Here is a 17497-nt window from a genome sequence, read left to right as displayed (position 1 = left end):
ACCTGATGAGCGCCACGTTGATCGCCAAGGACCTCACCGCCGGCCACGGTGACCGCATCCTCTTCGAAGACCTCGATCTCGTCGTCGCACCCGGCGACGTGGTGGGGCTGGTCGGGGTCAACGGCGCGGGCAAGTCCACGCTGCTGCGTACCCTCGCCGGTCTTGCCCCCCGCGAGCAGGGCTCGGTGGCGCTGAGCCCGCCCACGGCGACTGTCGGCTACCTGCCGCAGGAGCCGGAGCGCCGGCCCGGCGAGACGGTCCGCGGCTTCCTGGCCCGGCGGACCGGGGTGACCGCCGCGCAGGCCGCGCTTGATGCCGCCACCGAGGCGCTCACCGCCGGGTCAGCGGGCGCCGACGACGCGTACGCGAACGCCTTGGAACGCTGGCTCGACCTCGGCGGCGCGGATCTGGACGAGCGGGCCGAGCAGGTCGCGGCGGAGCTGGGTCTCGACGTCGACCTGGACCACCCGATGACCGGCCTGTCCGGCGGGCAGGCCGCCCGCGCCGGGCTCGCGTCGCTGCTGCTCAGCCGGTACGACGTCTTCCTGCTCGACGAGCCCACCAACGACCTCGACCTGGCCGGGCTGGACCGGCTGGAACGCTTCGTCACCGGCCTGCGCGCCGGGACCGTGCTGGTCAGCCACGACCGGGAGTTCCTCACCCGCACCGTCAACCGGATCGTCGAGCTGGACCTGCACCAGCGGCAGGTCAAGCACTACGGCGGTGGCTACGCGGCCTACCTGGAGGAGCGCGCGGTGGCGCGCCGGCACGCCCGCGAGGAGTACGAGGAGTACGCCGACACGAAGGCCGACCTGGAGGCGCGCGCCCGCACCCAGCGCGCGTGGATGGAGAAGGGCGTCAAGAACGCCCGCCGCAAGGCCACCGACAACGACAAGATCGGCCGCAAGTACCGCGCCGAGTCGACCGAGAAGCAGGCCGCGAAGGCCAAGCAGACCGCCCGGCTGATCGAGCGGCTGGACGTGGTCGAGGAGCCGCGCAAGGAGTGGGAACTGCGGATGGAGATCGCCGCCGCGCCCCGCGCCGGCGCCGTCGTGGCCTCGCTCCGGCAAGCGGTGGTACGCCGTGGCGGCTTCACACTCGGCCCGGTGGACCTGCAGATCGACTGGGCCGACCGGGTGGCGATCACCGGGGCGAACGGCTCCGGCAAGAGCACCCTGCTCGCCGCGCTGCTCGGGCGGCTGCCGCTGGACGAGGGACACGCCGCGCTCGGCCCCGGTGTGGTGGTCGGCGAGGTCGACCAGGCCCGGGGACTGTTCCTCGGCGACCAGCCGCTGCTGGAGGCGTTCGGCGCCGCCGTACCCGATCTCGCCCCGGCGGACGTGCGGACACTGCTGGCCAAGTTCGGGCTGCGCGCCGAGCATGTGCTGCGGCCGGCGGCGACGCTGTCACCCGGCGAGCGGACCCGGGCCGCGCTGGCCCTGCTCCAGGGCCGGGGCGTCAACCTGCTGGTGCTCGACGAGCCGACGAACCACCTCGACCTGGCCGCGATCGAGCAGTTGGAGTCGGCGCTGGCGAGCTACCCGGGAACGCTGCTGCTGGTGACCCACGACCGGCGGATGCTCGACGCGGTGAGCGTGAACCGGCGGCTGCGCGTGGCGGACGGACGGATCGCCGAACACTGATCCGTGCCGACCCGCGCGCGCGGGTCCACAATGAGCGCATGCTCAAGTGGGAGTACGCGCTGCTGGTCCGCCGCCGCCAGGCCGCCGCCACCGACGCCGGGTGGGAGGTCGTCTTCATCTGGTACGGCCCGGACGGCTCCATGATCGACGTGACGCCGTACGGCGACACCGCGCTGGCCCACCTGAACCGGGCCGGTGACCAGGGCTGGGAACTGGTCGCGATGAGCGAGGACCCGTCGCTGCCGGGCAACAACGAGTTGCACCGCTACCACCTCAAGCGCCCGAAGGCAGCGGCTGCCCAGCCCCGCCAGCGCATGCGAGGCTCCCGCACAGTCCGCCGAACCCTCTCCCCCTGACCGCCCGCCCCCGCCCTGCCCCACCAGCCCCGTCCCCGCTTGACGAAACCCATAGGGACACCCCCCTGTTCCCCTGTTCCCCTGTTCCGGTCGATCTTGCAGTTGCCGCCCTTCAGGTACCCCTTTTGCGAGCTTGGTCCGGGCCGCAAGTGCAAGATCGACGGCGACGGGAGGCACGGGAGCCGGCATCGGCGCGCACACCCCGACCGCCGCCCCGGTGATCAAGGAGTTTGTGTCAACGTCGTGCTCGAAACAGGACACGAACTCCTTGATCACCGAGGTCGGCGGGGCGACTCTGGCAGGACACGAACTCCTTGATCAATTTGTGACGGGGGGCGGGCTTGGTGCCTGGGGGCATATTGGGGTGAATCGGGGGTAACGGGCCGCCGGAGGTGGCGCATGGTGGCGATGGGGCAGACCGCGCTCTCGGGTGAGCGACTCCGGCAGACCGACGGCTTCCTCGCCGAGGCGTGGGCCGACATGGTCCGGCACGACGAGCGGCTGCGCGGAACGGCTGTCGAGGTGCGCTTCGACCGTGGGGTGGCGCACCTGACCGGCGAGGTCGCCGACCCGGACCAGCTACGGCTGGTACGGGAGCTGATCGGCCGGCTGTCCGGCGTACTCGGCGTCTGGTGCCGGGTCAGCGTGGCCGGGCGGGCGCCGGTGGTGGTCGACCTGGGCTGCGGTGCGACCAAGCAGTGGCCGGGCAACCTGGGACTGGACATCTATCCGGCGCCGGGGGTGAACGCGGTCGCCAACCTGGCCGGCTCACTGCCGCTGCGCGACGACTCGGTGGACGTGTTCTTCGCGGTGCACATCGTCGAGCATCTGATCGACTTCCTGCCGCTGTTCGACGAGTGCCACCGGGCGCTGCGTCCCGGCGGGGTGCTGCACGTGATGAGTCCCTGGTGGCGGCACGTCAACGCGGTGGCCGACCCGACGCACGTACGCCTGCTCGACGTGCAGACGTTCAAGGGCATCTGCGGTCAGCGCCCGCCGGGTACGCCGCGCTGGTATCCGCTGCACGTCGGCTGCGACGGCGCCTCGATCTTCGCCGACCTCACCCCGCTGCCACCAGACGCCCCCGCCCCGCCCTCCTCCCACCTGGCCCGCTTCTTCGACTGAAGCCGCGCCGGCCGACCCGAGGGACCACCCCGTCGATCATGAAGTTGGCGGCACTCAAGGAGATCGACTTCGCCGTCAACTTCATGATCGACGGGGCCAAGAACAGGACTAGGGCGTGTCCTGCCGATCTTGTAGTGGTTGGTCGTTGACGATGTGCCGGTGGTGCGTCGTGGTGAGCTGACCGATGAGGCGTGGGCGGTGATCGCGCCGCTGTTGCCGGAGCCTGGCGGTGCGCGGGGGCGGTGGCGGGATCACCGGCAGGTCATCAACGGGATCTTGTGGAAGCTGCGCACGGGCGCGCCGTGGCGGGACCTGCCGGAACGCTTCGGGCCGTGGAAGACCTGTCACGAACGCCTGCGTCGGTGGACGGCCGACGGGACATGGGATCGGATTCTCGCGGCGGCGCAGGTGCATGACGACGGCACGCCGGTGCAGTGGACGATCAGCATCGACTCGTCGATCGTGCGGGCGCACCAGCATGCCGCTGGCGCCCGCAAAAAGGGGGCTCCCCGACAAGTGCGGCGACGCCTGGTGCGCAAGATGGCGAGGCCATCGGCCGGTCCCGCGGCGGGTTGAGCACGAAGATCCACCTCGCCGTCGACGGACGCGGACGGCCGCTGTCGGTCCTGCTCACCCCCGGCCAAGCCGGCGACAACCCGCAACTGTTGGCGCTGCTGGACGCTATCCGCGTCAACGAGCCCGGACCGGGTCGGCCCCGCAAGCGACCGGACGTGCTGATCGCGGACAAGGGCTATGCGCATGACTCGACCCGCCGAGCCCTACGACAACGCGGGATCCGACATGTCATCCCGGAACGCAGCGACCAGGTCGCCCGCCGGGCCGCCAAGGGCAGCCATGGCGGGCGACCACCGGCCTTCGACAAGCAGGTCTACCGCAAGCGCAACGTCGTGGAACGCTGCTTCAACCGGCTCAAGCAGTGGCGCGAACTGGCCACCCGCTACGCCAAACGCGCGTCCCTCTACCGATCCAGCCTGGTCCTCATCGCCGCCATCATCTGGCTTCCATGATCGACAGGACAGGGCCTAGGCGGATTCGCGGAGGGCTACGTGGTGGGGGGCCACCAGTTCGCGCGGTGGGGACCCGCGATCGGGGCCCAGGCGGCCCGCCAGCAGCTCGACCGCGAGGCGGGCGATGCGCTCCTTGTCGGGGACGACTGTGGTCAGCGTCGGGATCGAGAAGCGACCGTCCTCGATGTCGTCGAAGCCGGCCACCGCGACGTCCTCGGGCACGCGCAGGCCCATCTCGTGCAGGGCACGCAGCGCGCCGAGCGCAAGGGTGTCGTTGAAGCAGAAGACGGCGTCGGGGCGTACCCCCGTGGTGAGCAGGTGCCGCATGGCGGCGGCGCCGTCCGCGCGGTGCCAGGCCGGCGCGGGCGCCACCAGGCGGTCGTCGTAGGCGATGCCGGCCTCGGTCAGCGCGGCGGTGTAGCCGGCCAGGCGGAGCCGGGCGCTGGCGCCCTCGGGGGTCCGCTGGGAGCCGATCGCGGCGATCCGGCGGCGGCCGAGCCCGATGAGGTGGGCGGTGATCTCGCGGGCGGCGGCCACGTTGTCGATCATCACGTGGTCGGCGGGGCCGTGGTCGACGCGTTCGCCGAGCAGCACCATGGGCAGTCCGGCCAGCGCGGCGAGGTCGTCGGCGGTGAGTGCGAGCGGGCTCAGGATCAGGCCGTCGATCATGTGGTCGCCGATGCCGCTGGCGGCCTTGCGTTCCTGCTCGGAGCCGCCGCCGGTCTGGTCGATGAGCACGGTCCAGCCCTGGTCGGCGGCGGCGGCGACGACGTGCCGGGCCAGCTCGGCGAAGTAGGGGATGTCCAGCTCGGGCACGGCCAGTGCGATCACACCGGTACGGCCCTTGCGCAGGTTGCGGGCCGAGAGGTTGGGCCGGTAGTTGAGTGCGGCGATGGCCTCCTCGACCCGGGCCCGGGTGTCGGCGCGCACGTGCTGGTAGCCGTTCACGACGTTGGAGACGGTCTTCACCGACACTCCGGCCCGCTCCGCGACGTCCTTGAGCCTGTGCCGCACTGCACTTCCTTCCGGTGAACGCTGGCCGCACTGTACCGCGCCACGACGACGCGACTGCCTCTTTACACGAGCGCTTACAACGTTGTAGAAACCACTGACAGCGGAGTGACCGCGGTCACCCGCACCAGCAGCGAGGGAGAGGTTGGCATCGTGCCGAACGCGCAGCTCACGATCGATCCGGCGTTCCGGGTCGCGCCGGCGGACCGCCGGATCTTCGGTTCCTTCGTCGAGCACATGGGGCGCTGCGTCTACGGCGGGGTGTACGAACCGGGCCACCCCACAGCCGATCGGCGAGGGCTGCGGCGCGACGTGCTGGACCTGACCCGTGAGCTGGGCGTCTCCGTGGTCCGCTACCCGGGCGGCAACTTCGTCTCCAGCTACCGCTGGGAGGACGGCATCGGCCCGGTCGGTGACCGCCCACGCCGGCTCGACCTGGCCTGGAAGACCATCGAGACCAACGAGTTCGGGCTGGACGAGTTCATGACCTGGGCGGCGGAGGCCGGGGTCGAGCCGATGATGGCTGTCAACCTCGGCACCCGCGGCGTCACCGAGGCGCTCGAACTGCTGGAGTACACCAACCACCCGGGCGGCAGCCAGCTGTCCGACCTGCGCCGCAAGCACGGCGCCGAGAAGCCGTACGGGGTGCGGCTGTGGTGCCTCGGCAACGAGATGGACGGGCCGTGGCAGGTCGGGCACAAGACCGCCGACGAGTACGGCCGCCTCGCCGCCGAGACCGCCCGCGCGATGAAGATGATCGACCCCTCGATCAGCCTGGTCGCCTGCGGAAGCTCCAACCGGGGCATGCCCACGTTCGCCTCGTGGGAGGCGACGGTGCTGGAGCACACCTACGAGCACGTCGACTACATCTCCGCCCACACCTACTACGACCCGTCCGACGGTGACCGGGCCAGCCTGCTCGCCTCCGCCGTCGACATGGACGCCTTCATCACCGAGGTCGTCGCCACCGCCGACCACGTCGGCGCCAAGCTGCGGCAGAAGCGCAAGCTGAAGATCTCGTTCGACGAGTGGAACGTCTGGTACCAGTCCCGCCTCCAGTCCGACCTGGACCGGCGCGGCTGGGTCGAGGCGCCCGCGCTGATCGAGGACGACTACACAGCCGTCGACGCGGTGGTGGTGGGCGACCTGCTGATCACCCTGCTCCGGCACGCCGACCGCATCGGCGTGGCCTGCCAGGCTCAGCTCGCGAACGTGATCGCCCCGATCCGTACCCGCAACGGCGGCCCGGCCTGGCGGCAGAGCATCTTCCACCCGTTCGCGCTGACCGCCCGGTACGCCCGCGGCACCGTGCTGCGGACCGAGCCCACCGGCCCCACCTACGAGACCCCGCGGTACGGCGACGTGCCCGCGCTGGACACCGTCGCCGTGCACGACGAGGAGAGCGGCGAGCTGGCCGTCTTCGCGGTCAACCGCGGCCCGCAGGACCTCCCGCTCGACCTGGACCTGCGCGGCCTGCCCGGCCTGCGGGCCGAGGCGCACACCACGGTGGCGGCCGGAACCGACCCGGACGCCACGAACACCGAAGCGGACCCGGAGCGGGTCACGCCCCGGGACCTCACCACACCCACTGTCGACGGCGGCCGGGCCTCCGTGCTGCTGCCGGCCACCTCCTGGAACCTGCTGCGCTTCGTGCCGGCGCTGTGACCGGCAAATACTCCATCCCGTCCCCCAAGGAGTACCCATGATCCAGAACGAGATGAGCCGGCGGCGCCTGCTCGGGCTCGGCGTCGGGCTCGGCGCGGCGGCCACGCTGACACTCAGCGGCTGCGGCGGCGGCAGCAGCTCCGACAGCTCCGGCGCCTCCGGCAACGGCGGCAAGGACTACACCGGCCCGAAAGTCGACCTGAAGCTGTGGAACGGCTTCACCGGCGGCGACGGCGACATCTTCAAGACGCTCGTCCAGCAGTTCAACAGCGAGCACAAGAACATCGCGGTCAGCGTGATTACCTATCAGTGGGAGGACTACTACAGCAAGCTCCCCGGCGCGGTCTCCAGCGGCAACGGCCCGGACATCGCGGTCATGCACATGGACCAGCTCGCCACGTTCGCCGCCCGCGGCGTGATCACCGAACTGGACGACGTGGCGAAGGCGCTGGAGCTGAGCGAGGGAGACTTCGCCCCGACTGTGTGGAAGGGCGGCCTCTACAACGACAAGCGGTACGGCATCCCGCTGGACATGCACCCGCTGGGCTTCTACTACAACAAGGCGGTCATGCAGAAGGCCGGCCTGGACCCGGAGAAGCCACCGGCCACCAGGGACGAGTACACAGCCGCGCTCACCGAGCTGAAGAAGTCCGGCGTGCAGGGCTTCTGGGTCAGCCCGTTCCAGTTCACCGGCGGCATGACGTACTACAGCCTGCTGCACCAGTGGGGCGGCACCGTCTTCGACGCCGAGGTGGCGAAGGCGACGTTCAACTCCGACCCGGCCGTCGAGGCGTGCACCTGGCTGGTCGACCTGATCAAGCAGGGCCACTCCCCGGCGAACGTCGGCCAGGACGCCGACTACCTGGCGTTCAAGAGCGGCAAGAACGCGTTCACCTGGAACGGCATCTGGCAGATCAACGACCTGAAGAAGAGCCCGAACGTGCAGTGGGGCGTCGCGCCGCTGCCGCAGATCGGCAGCCAGAAGGCCGCCTGGGCGAACTCGCACAACTTCACAATCGTCAAGCAGCGCTCCGCGAACGCCGACAAGACCGCCGGGGCGAAGGTGTTCATCAACTGGCTGAGCCAGCACTCGCTGGACTGGGCCAAGGGCGGCCAGGTGCCGGCCCGCAAGGCGGTCCGCGAGAGCAGCGAGTTCACCGCGCTCACCGAGGTCAACGCGCTCGCCCCGGAACTGGAGTACGCCGCGTTCCCGCCCGCCGCGCCCGGCCTGGGCGAGGTCATCCTGACCTTCTACAGCGCCTTCAACGAGGCGGCGCTGGGCAAGAAGTCGCCGAAGCAGGCGCTCGACGACGGCGTGGCCAAGGCGAACAAGCAGCTGGAGGACAACCGCAAGAAGTACGGGAACTGATCCGCCGTGGCGGACGTGATCGAGGTCGGGGCGGCGCGTGACGGCGCGCCGCCCCCGGCGGCACGCACCCGCCGCCGGGGCGCGACGGAACGCGGCAACCGGACGACGCCGTACCTCTTCCTCGCGCCGTACCTGATCCTGTTCGGCGTCTTCGGCCTGGCGCCGATCCTGTTCGGGGTCTGGATCAGCCTGCACCAGTGGGATCTGCAACTGCCCAACCGGCCGTTCGTCGGGCTCGGCAACTACCGGGACCTGTTCTCCAGCGACTCGGCGATCTACGGGGACTGGTGGTCGAGCGTCCGGGCGACAGGGATCTTCACGCTGTTCTCCGTACCGCTGCTCGTGGTCGTCCCGCTCGGGCTGGCGCTGCTGCTCAACCGCTCGTTCCCCGGCCGGACGTTCTTCCGGGCCGCGTTCTTCGCGCCGTACGTGCTGGGCGTGGCGGTGATCGGCCTGCTCTGGCGGTTCCTGCTCGACGCCAACCTGGGCCTGGTCAACCGGCTGCTCGGCGTGCTCGGGCTCCCCTCGGACACGCCGTGGGTGACCGACGTGCCGTGGGCCTGGGTGTCACTCGTCGGCGTGACCGTGTGGTGGACGTGCGGCTTCAACGCGGTGATCTACCTGGCCGGCCTCCAGGACATCCCGGCCGAGCTGTACGAGGCGGCCAAGGTGGACGGCGCGGGCGCGTGGGACCGGTTCCGCCACGTCACGATCCCCGGCCTGCGGCCGGTGATGCTGTTCGTCTTCACCACCACGATCCTCGCCTCGGCGAACGTGTTCGGGCAGGCGTTCCTGATCACCCAGGGCGCGCCCGGCGAACAGACCCGGACCGTGGTCTGGCGGATCGTCGACGAAGGGCTGCGGGACTACGACGCCGGGCGGGCCGCCGCGATGAGCGTGTTCTTCGCGCTGATGCTCGCAGTGGTGAGCGTCGTCAACTTCCGGCTGTTCCGCTACCGGGAAGACTGAGGGGACGACATGAGGAACATGCGCGCGGTGGCGCGGTACGGCGTACTGCTGCTGATCACCGCGATCTTCGTGACCCCGCTGGTCTGGATGCTGCTGACCTCGGTGAAGACGTACGACGACGCGCAGCGGGTGCCGCCCGGCTGGCTGCCGAACCCGTTCTCCAGCTACGGCTACCAGCAGATCGTCGACAACGCGGCGAACCCGGTGCTGCGCTGGTTCGTCAACAGCATGCTGGCGGCCACCCTGCACACGCTGCTGGTGCTGGTGACCGCGTCGATGGCCGCGTACGCGCTGGCCCGGATGCGGTTCCGCGGCCGCAAGGTGCTGTTCGCGCTGATCGTGGGCACGCTGTTCCTGCCGCCCACCTCGCTGATCATCCCGAACTTCATCATCGCCGAGCGGCTGAACTGGATCGACACGCTCACAGTGGTGATCGTGCCGGGTGCGGCGAGCGCGTTCGGGGTGTTCTTCCTGCGCCAGTTCTTCCTGTCCATCCCGGCCGAGCTGGAGGAGGCGGCAGTGCTGGACGGCGCGAACCACTGGCAGGTCTTCCGCCGGGTGCTGCTGCCGCTGTCGAAGCCGGCCCTGGCGACGCTGGCGGTGCTGTCGTTCCTGACCAACTGGAACGACTTCCTCTGGCCGGTGTACGTGCTGTTCAGCCCGGAACGGCTGACGCTGCCGGCGGGCCTGGGCCTGCTCCAGGGCGCGTACGTGACCGACTATCCGGTCATCATGGCGGGCGCGGTGCTGGCGAGCGTACCGGTGCTGATCCTGTTCGTGTTCGCCCAGCGGCACGTCATCCAGGGCGTGTCCCGCAGCGGCCTGAAGGGGTGAGGTAAGGAAGGGCCCCTTCTTAACGCCTCCGGTAGCAGAAGGGCCCCTTCTTAACGCCAGGCGTTAAGAAGGGGCCCTTCCTTCGGGGGGCCCGCCTCAGGGGGTGGGGGCGGGCTCGGGGGTGTCCGAGTGCTCGCGACGGGCGAGCCGGTTCTTGCGGTGGCCGTACCCGAAGTAGATGACCGCGCCGAGCAGCATCCAGGCGAGGAACCGCAGCCAGGTCTCCACCGACAGGTTCAGGCTCAGGTAGAGACAGGCCACTGCCGTGACGATCGGCAGCACCGGCGAGAACGGCACCTTGAACGGCCGCTCCAGGTCGGGGCGGCGCCTGCGCAGGATCGGCACCGCGATCGCGACCAGCGTGAACGCGCAGAGCGCGCCGATGCTGACCAGGTCGGCCAGCGCGGACAGCGGCAGGAAACCGGCGAGCAGCGCCACCGCGACGGTCATGATCCCGGCGATCCGGTACGGGGTGCCCCAGCGCGGGTGCACCTTGGCGATGGCGGGTGGGATGAGCCCGTCGCGGGCGATGGCGAAGCCGATCCGGCCCATCGCCACCAGGTCGACCAGGATCACGCTGGTGAGCCCGGCGACGGCGGCGATGGAGACGAGCACCGCGGCCCAGCCGGCGCCGACCGCCCGGAACGCGGACGCGATGGGCGCGCCCTCGTCGATCTCGGTGTACTTGACCATGCCGACAACGACGAGCGAGACGCCGATGTAGAGCACCGTGGAGATGAGCAGCGTGCCGAGCAGACCCAGCGGCAGGTCCCGCTTGGGCTTGCGGGTCTCCTCACCCAGGTTCGCCACGGCCTCGAACCCGGTGTACGCGAAGAACACCACTGCGGCGGCGGTGAGCACCCCGGCGAAGCCGAAGACGGACGGCTCCAACCCGAAGATCGCCTGGGTGACCGGCTGCTTGACGCCGTCGTCCCCGGCCCCGGCCGGCTCGGCGGACGGGATGAACGGGCTGAGGTTGGCCGCCTTGACGAAGAACAGCCCGGCGATGATAACGAAGGCACAGATCGCCACCTTGACCAGCACGAGCAGGTTGGTGACCCGGGCCGACTCGCGGATGCCGACGACGGCGACCACACCGAGCACCAGCACGATGCCGATCGCGCCGAGGTTGACGACGCTGCCCTCCTCGGCGAACCAGGCGCTGGGCAGGCCGAACAGGTCGGCGAGGTAGCCGGACCAGCCACGGGCGACCACCGCCGCGCCGAGCGCGAACTCCAGCAGCAGGTCCCAGCCGATGATCCAGGCGACGATCTCGCCCATCGTCGCGTACGCATAGGTGTAGGCGCTGCCGGCGGTCGGCACGCTGCTGGCGAGTTCGGCGTAGCAGAGCGCGGCGAGCAGCGCGACCAGGCCGGCGATGCCGAACGAGATCACCACACCCGGCCCGGCGCTGTTGCGCGCCTCGACACCGGTGAGCGTGAAGATGCCGGTGCCGATCACGATGCCGATGCCGAAGCCCATCAGGTCGACCGCGCCGAGCCGGCGCCGCAGGCCCGGTTTGCCGTCCTCGCCGTCGGCGTCGCCCTGGGCGAGCACGTCGCCGATCGGCTTGGTACGCAGGACCGACATCTGATCACCTCCCCCGCCGTGCGGCCGCCACGGTGGCGGTCCGTGACCGGGCAAGCTACCCAGCCGTTTTGCGCTCCAATCCCGCACGGTGTGTCTCGGAATCGTCACGATCCGGCCGATCGGACGACCCCGGACATCGATCGGCCCTCAGGGTCTTGCGCCGGGCACGGATAGATGAAAGTTTTCTACCGGAGGCATGGGTATCGCGGCGAATCTTGCCGTGACGCCCCGCCGCCGACCGTCCCCCCGGACCCGACGAAGGGACCGCACCGCATGAAGGCAACTCGGCTCGGAGCCGCCGCGCTGGCCGCGGCGCTGCTCGGCACGCTGGTCGCCGGCACACCGGCGCAGGCCGCCCCCGGCGACAACACAGGCACCGCCACTTCCCCCTCCACCGACTGCGTCACCGACCCGGCCACCCCCAAGCGCCAGTTCCGGGCCATGTGGATCGCCTCGGTGACGAACATCGACTGGCCCAGCAAGGGTTCCTGGACCGCGCCGGACCAGGTGGCCAAGCAGAAGGCCGAATACCTGGCCTGGCTCGACCTGGCCCAGAAGCTCAACCACAACGCCGTCGTGGTCCAGGTCCGCCCGACCGCGGACGCGTTCTGGCCCTCGCCGTACGAGCCGTGGTCGGAGTACCTGACCGGCGTACGCGGCAAGAACCCCGGCTGGGATCCGCTGGACTTCCTGGTCGCCGAGTCGCACAAGCGCAACCTGGAGTTCCACGCCTGGTTCAACCCGTACCGCGTCTCCATGCCCGCGCCCGGCGGCGCCGGCGCCGACCTGTCGCAACTGGCCCCGGACAGCCCGGCCCGCCAGCACCCCGACTGGGTCTTCGCCTACCCGCCGGCCGGCGTCGCCGGCAGCCGGCTCTACTACAACCCCGGCGTCCCCGAGGTCCGCGAGTTCGTCCAGACCGCGATGATGGACGCGGTCAAGCGGTACGACATCGACGGCGTGCACTTCGACGACTACTTCTACCCGTACCCGAGCGGCACCCACCAGGTGCCCGACGACGCCACGTTCGCGGCGTACAACAGGGGCTTCACCGACAAGGCCGACTGGCGGCGGGACAACATCAACCTGCTGATCCAGGAGATGAACGCCAAGATCAAGGCGGTCAAGCCGTACGTGAAGTTCGGCGTCAGCCCGTTCGGCATCTGGCGCAACGCGTCGGCCGACCCGAACGGCTCGGACACCACCGGCTCGCAGTCGTACGACATCATCTCCGCCGACTCCCGCAAGTGGGTCAAGGAGGAGTGGATCGACTACATCGTGCCGCAGCTCTACTGGTACATCGGCCAGTACCCGGCCGCCGACTACGCCCGGCTGGTGCCGTGGTGGGCCGAGCAGGTGCGCGGCACGCGGGTGCAGCTCTACATCGGCCAGGCCGACTACAAGAGCGGTGACCCGGCGTACGGGTCGTTCTGGATGAACCCGCAGGAGCTGTCGAACCACCTGACGCTCAACCGGTCGTACCCGGAGGTGCTCGGCAACGTGCACTTCTCCGCGGTGCAGGTGCGGGCGAACCGGCTCGGCGCCACCGACATCTACGCCGCCGAGCACTACTCCCGCCCGGCGCTGGTGCCCACCATGACGCACCTGCCGCGCAAGCCGCTGCTGTTCCCGGTGGTCACCAAGGCCCAGCGGGAGGCGGACGGGGTACGCCTGAGCTGGCGTCAGCCGGCCGACGGCATGGGCCCGCTCGGCACCGCCGCGTCGTACGCGATCTACCGGTTCGACGGGCACGGCCTGGCCGGGCGCTGCGACTTCGCCGACGCCTCCCACCTGGTCGGCACCGTCCGGGCCACCGACGGCGCCGTGCAGTCCTGGGTGGACACCACGGCGGCCGACGGCGCCCGGTACACGTACTACGTGACCGCGCTGGACCGGCTGGCGAACGAGAGCCCGGCGAGCCCGCCGCGCTTCGTGCGCTGACCCCCGTCGAATGCCCCCGGGCCGCCTCGCCGGCCCGGGGGCATTCGTCTGTTTGGGCGGATGTCAGCGAGCCGTTCCCCGGAGCATCGCCCCAGGTCACCCACTTGATCGACACTTGTCGACATCCGGAGATCCCGGCCACCACCCGCGGAGGTTCCCGTGTCCCGTCGCCTCGCCACCATCCTCGCCGCCGGAACACTCGCCCTGCTCACCATGCTCGGCCTGGCCACGCCGGCCGCCGCCGCGGTGAGCACCCAGCAGAAGCTGTCCGTCCTGACCAGCTGGACGCAGACCAGCGCGTCCAGCTACAACGCCTGGAACAGCGCCCGGCAGAACCGGGCACCCTGGACGGAGTACGGCTTCGACTGGTCCACCGACTACTGCTCGTCCAGCCCGGACAACCCGATCGGGTTCAACTTCAAGCTCTCCTGCTACCGGCACGACTTCGGCTACCGCAACCACAAGGCGATGGGCGTCTTCTCGTCCAGCAAGTCCCGCCTGGACAGCGCCTTCTACGCCGACCTGAAGCGGGTCTGCGCCACGTACAACGCGGTGGTCCGGCCCGCCTGCTACAGCCTCGCCTGGACGTACTACCAGGCGGTGAGCGTCTTCGGCTCGGTCGCCGCCGTGTCGCAGGCCGACCTCGACCGCGCCGCCCGGATGAAGGCCGACGCCCAGCGTCGCGCCGCCGCGACCGCCTGACGCACCGCGCGGGGAGTCCGCCACCCGGCGGGCTCCCCGCCCTCGTCGGCCGCCCGGCTCAGCCCGTTGTGCTGCGCGGCTCGAACGCCGGCCACGAACCCGGCGTCTGCTTGCCGAACCGTGGCGAGTCGGCGGCCAGGTCCGGGTGCTCGACGTGCAGCGCCAGCGCCGCCACCTCGTCCAGCCGCAGCCCCGTCCCGGCGCCGTAGGCGGCGTCGAACGCCTCGTCGCCCAGCACCCGCCGCAACTCCGTCTGCCGGGCCGACCAGTACGGGCCGTATATCCCCGGTGTGGCCCGCAGGTTCGCCCGGGTGGCCTGCGCCGCCCCGAACAGCCGGGCCGCCGCCAGCGCGTCCCCGGCGAGCGCGCAGCGAACCGCTATCGCGTTGATCGTGTCGCAGGCCCGGCCCAGGTAGCCGTGACTCATCCGGGACCGCAACGCCACCAGCAGGTGCTCGTGCGCGGCGACCAGGTCGCCCCGGGCCAGGGCCACCATGCCGAGCAGCATGTCCACCGACCGGCCGCCCCGCTCGGCGGGCCGGGCCGCCTCGACCGGACGGGCCGCGGCGAGCAGGTCGGCCGCCTCGTCCAGCGCGCCCCGGCGCCAGAGCAGCTCGGCGAGGTTGTAGACGGCCAGGAGCGCGTCGCCCACCACGTCCTGCGCGTACGCCCAGTCGATCACCTCACGGCAGACCCGCTCCGCCTCGGCGAACTGCCCCATGTCGACCAGCGGCGCCGCGCGACCGGCCAGCACCCGGGCCAGCAGCCCTCGGTCACCGGACTGCCGGGCGGCCGCCTCGGCCCGCTGCGAGTACCGCAGCTCCTCGCCGAACTCGCCGTCCGCGCCCGCGTGCAGCGAGTGCATGTGGTACGCGGCAGCCAGCTCGGCGTCCGGCATCACCTCGCCGGTCTCGGCAAGCCGGCCGTAGAGCCGGAACAGCCAGAGCCGCCCCTCCCGGGCCAGCCCGCGCTCCCGCCACCACTGGTCCAGGTCACCCGCCAGCGACAGTCCCGACCGGGCGCTGCCACCTGTGGCGCACCAGCGCAACGCGGCCCGCAACTCGTTCGCCAGCGGGTCGAGCGCGTACAGGGAGAGCGTCACCGGGCGGCCGTCCGGCCCCAGGTGCGCCCGGTCCAGCGCGTGCCGGCACCAGGCGACGTGCCGGTCCCGGGCGCTCTGCTCCTCGCCCGCCTCGACCAGCCGCCGGGCCGCGTACGCCCGGATCGGGTCGAGCATCCGGTAGGTGCTGCCGGAGGCGTGCGGCTCGGCCAGCACCATCGACTTGTCCACCAGCACCGAGAGCGGGTCGAGCGGGTCCTCGTCGAGCAGCCACTGCACGGTGGGCAGGTCCACCGGGCCGGCGAACACCGCCATCCAGCGCAGCAGCCGGGCCGAGCGCGCGCCGAGCGTCCGGTACGACCAGGTCACTGTGGCCTGGATGGTCAGGTGCCGCTCGCTCGCCGACCGCTGCACCGCCCGGGTCGCCGGGGTGGGCGGTGCGGCGCCGGTCGCGGCGGCCACCAGGTCCACCGTGTCCTGCTGGTTGCCGCTCCAGCCGGCCTCCACCGGCGGCGGCTCCGCCGTCTCCCGCCCGGCGTCGAGCGTGCCCAGCATGTCGTCCAGCCGCTCGGCCAGTTGCCCGGCCGAGAGCACCCGCAGCCGGGCCGCGGCAAGCTCGATGGCCAGCGGCAACCCGTCCAGGCGGCGTACCACCCGGTGCAGGTCGGCCTGCTCGGCCGGCTCCGGCGCCCGGCCGCCGCGCGCCACGGCGGTACGGTCCAGCAGCAGCGCCACCGCGTCGCTCCCCCCGCCGTCGGGGCCCTCGTCCACCGACAGCGGCGGGATCCGCCACACCACCTCGCCGGGTACGCCGAACGACTCCCGGCTGGTCGCCAGCACCCGCACACCCCGGCCACCGGCGAGCAGCCGGCCGATCACCTCGGCCGACGCCGCGGTCTGGGCGTCGCAGGTGTCCAGCAGCACGAGCATCCGGCGCGGCGCCGCGTACTCCACGAGGGTGTCGACCATCGGCCGGCCGGGCTCCGGGCGCAGGCCGAGCACGGCGGCGATCTCGAACGCCACCAGCCCCGGGTCGGTCACCGCGGCGATGTCGACGAACCAGACGCCGTCGGGGTAGTCCTCGACGATCCCGGAGGCCAGCTCCACCGCCAGCCGGGTCTTGCCGGCGCCGCCCGCGCCGAGCACCGTCACCAGGCGGTACGCCTCGACCAGCCGCCCCAGCTCGGCGCGCTCGGCCTGCCGGCCGACGAACGAGGTGACCTGGGTGGGCAGGTTGTGTGCTGTCGCGTCGGCGGTACGCGGACGCGGGAACCGCCGCTCCAACCCGGGCGCGACGAGCTGGAACAGCCGCTCCCGGTCGTCGAAGCCGCGCAGCCGGTGCAGTCCGAGGTCCAGCAGGGACACCCCGTCCGGCAGCGGGTCGGCGTGCCGGGCGGTGGCGGCGGAGCAGAGCACCTGCCCGCCGTGCGCGGCGGCGGCCACCCGGGCGGCCCGGTGCACCTCGGGGCTGGCGTACTCGCCGTCGCGGGGCTCGGCGTAGCCGGTGTGCAGTCCCATCCGTACCCGGGGGGTGGCGTCGGGGTTGGGCCACTCGTGGCCGGCGAGCGCGCGCTGCGCGGTCAGGCAGGCGCGGACCGCGGCGGCGGCGTCGGGGAACGCGAGGAAGAACGAGTCCCCCTCGGTCAGCAGCTCCGCGCCGTCGGTGCCGGCCAGGGTGTCGCGCAGCAGCCGCCGGTGCTCGTGCAGGACCGGACGGTAGACCGGGCCGAGCATCCGGGCCAGCCGCGTCGAGCCCTCGATGTCGGTGAACACGAAGGTCACCCACCCGCTGGGGAGGTGGTGTCCTTGCGACATACGTCGAACCTCCGCCCGGTGACGTCGGGTTCATGCTGCCCTATGGTCGTGCCGTCACGCATCGTGAGAACGGCTGGGCAGATTCCGCCCCAAGGTGCCAAAGGATCACACCGGCGGCAAGACCCCGATCGACCCGCGGGACGGACGGCGGAAAGTCAGCAGCCGCAGGAGCCGCCGCAGCAACCGCCGCCGCTGGGAATCCCACCGCTCGGAGCGGAGCCGTCCCGGCCGGTGACGGCCACCGTGGACAGCAGTTTCACCGTGTCGGCGTGGCCCTGCGGGCAGGTGGCCGGCCGTCCGGCCTCGGCCATCGGGCGGTTGACCTCGAAGGTGTCGCCGCAGGCGCGGCAACGGAACTCGTACCGGGGCATGTCCCAAGCGTACGGCCG

At 71.4% G+C, this 17497-nt stretch carries 14 protein-coding genes; 10 read left to right on the top strand and 4 right to left on the bottom strand.

The window, feature by feature from the left end:
- The first annotated feature begins 5 nt into the window (after window positions 1-5).
- The 4 genes from FB454_RS13925 to FB454_RS13910 all read left to right on the top strand — a co-directional run bounded on the left by FB454_RS13925 (window position 6) and on the right by FB454_RS13910 (window position 4152).
- Entirely contained in the window at window positions 6-1643 is a 1638-nt protein-coding gene (locus FB454_RS13925) for an ABC-F family ATP-binding cassette domain-containing protein (RefSeq protein WP_145823033.1), read from the top strand.
- A gap of 38 nt (window positions 1644-1681) precedes the next feature.
- Window positions 1682-1999, top strand: coding sequence for a hypothetical protein (locus FB454_RS13920; protein WP_013288728.1), 318 nt, complete (start codon window positions 1682-1684; stop codon window positions 1997-1999).
- Between the two features lie 399 nt (window positions 2000-2398).
- Window positions 2399-3124, top strand: coding sequence for a BON domain-containing class I SAM-dependent methyltransferase (locus tag FB454_RS13915; protein WP_123110762.1), 726 nt, complete (start codon window positions 2399-2401; stop codon window positions 3122-3124).
- 162 nt (window positions 3125-3286) lie between these two features.
- A protein-coding gene (locus FB454_RS13910; RefSeq protein WP_145823076.1) for an IS5 family transposase occupies window positions 3287-4152 on the top strand; the annotation gives its coding sequence in 2 pieces (ribosomal slippage) (window positions 3287-3620 and window positions 3620-4152; 867 coding nt in all).
- 15 nt (window positions 4153-4167) lie between these two features.
- Here the strand turns inward: FB454_RS13910 and FB454_RS13905 are convergent.
- On the bottom strand, window positions 4168-5166 hold the full coding sequence (locus FB454_RS13905; RefSeq protein ID WP_145755682.1) for a LacI family DNA-binding transcriptional regulator: 999 nt from the start codon (window positions 5164-5166) through the stop codon (window positions 4168-4170).
- A 150-nt stretch (window positions 5167-5316) separates the two neighbouring features.
- On the opposite strand from FB454_RS13905, the gene arfA reads away from it, so the two are divergent.
- Genes arfA through FB454_RS13885 form a run of 4 tightly spaced genes read left to right on the top strand, consistent with a single transcriptional unit; the run spans window position 5317 to window position 10000 of the window.
- Window positions 5317-6828: an arabinosylfuranosidase ArfA gene (gene arfA / locus FB454_RS13900; RefSeq protein WP_114921144.1), complete on the top strand. Its 1512-nt coding sequence runs from the start codon at window positions 5317-5319 to the stop codon at window positions 6826-6828.
- A 37-nt stretch (window positions 6829-6865) separates the two neighbouring features.
- Entirely contained in the window at window positions 6866-8197 is a 1332-nt protein-coding gene (locus tag FB454_RS13895; RefSeq protein WP_047894643.1) for an ABC transporter substrate-binding protein, read from the top strand.
- Between the two features lie 6 nt (window positions 8198-8203).
- Complete coding sequence (locus FB454_RS13890; protein WP_013288733.1) at window positions 8204-9166, top strand: carbohydrate ABC transporter permease; 963 nt, start codon at window positions 8204-8206, stop codon at window positions 9164-9166.
- Window positions 9167-9175: 9 nt separating this feature from the next.
- Window positions 9176-10000: a carbohydrate ABC transporter permease gene (locus FB454_RS13885; RefSeq protein ID WP_013288734.1), complete on the top strand. Its 825-nt coding sequence runs from the start codon at window positions 9176-9178 to the stop codon at window positions 9998-10000.
- A gap of 96 nt (window positions 10001-10096) precedes the next feature.
- Here the strand turns inward: FB454_RS13885 and FB454_RS13880 are convergent, their stop codons facing one another.
- Window positions 10097-11590, bottom strand: coding sequence for an amino acid permease (locus tag FB454_RS13880; protein ID WP_013288735.1), 1494 nt, complete (start codon window positions 11588-11590; stop codon window positions 10097-10099).
- Window positions 11591-11863: 273 nt separating this feature from the next.
- Here FB454_RS13880 and FB454_RS13875 point away from each other — a divergent pair, with 273 nt between their 5' ends.
- Complete coding sequence (locus FB454_RS13875; protein WP_013288736.1) at window positions 11864-13531, top strand: glycoside hydrolase family 10-like protein; 1668 nt, start codon at window positions 11864-11866, stop codon at window positions 13529-13531.
- Window positions 13532-13690: 159 nt separating this feature from the next.
- The gene (locus FB454_RS13870) at window positions 13691-14233 is read left to right on the top strand and encodes a phospholipase (protein WP_013475162.1); all 543 of its coding nucleotides are present in this window, start codon (window positions 13691-13693) and stop codon (window positions 14231-14233) included.
- Window positions 14234-14291: 58 nt separating this feature from the next.
- Here the strand turns inward: FB454_RS13870 and FB454_RS13865 are convergent, their stop codons facing one another.
- Both FB454_RS13865 and FB454_RS13860 read right to left on the bottom strand, forming a co-directional pair.
- On the bottom strand, window positions 14292-17108 hold the full coding sequence (locus FB454_RS13865) for an ATP-binding protein (RefSeq protein WP_013475161.1): 2817 nt from the start codon (window positions 17106-17108) through the stop codon (window positions 14292-14294).
- 155 nt (window positions 17109-17263) lie between these two features.
- Window positions 17264-17479 carry an FmdB family zinc ribbon protein gene (locus FB454_RS13860; RefSeq protein ID WP_145823032.1) on the bottom strand — a complete coding sequence of 72 codons (216 nt, stop codon included), beginning with the start codon at window positions 17477-17479 and terminating at the stop codon, window positions 17264-17266.
- Between the last annotated feature and the right edge of the window lie 18 nt (window positions 17480-17497).

The organism is Micromonospora sp. CNZ297, from assembly GCF_007827625.1.
The sequence above is the reverse complement of the archived record's forward strand: the minus strand, read 5'-3'. Positions and strand labels throughout refer to the sequence as shown.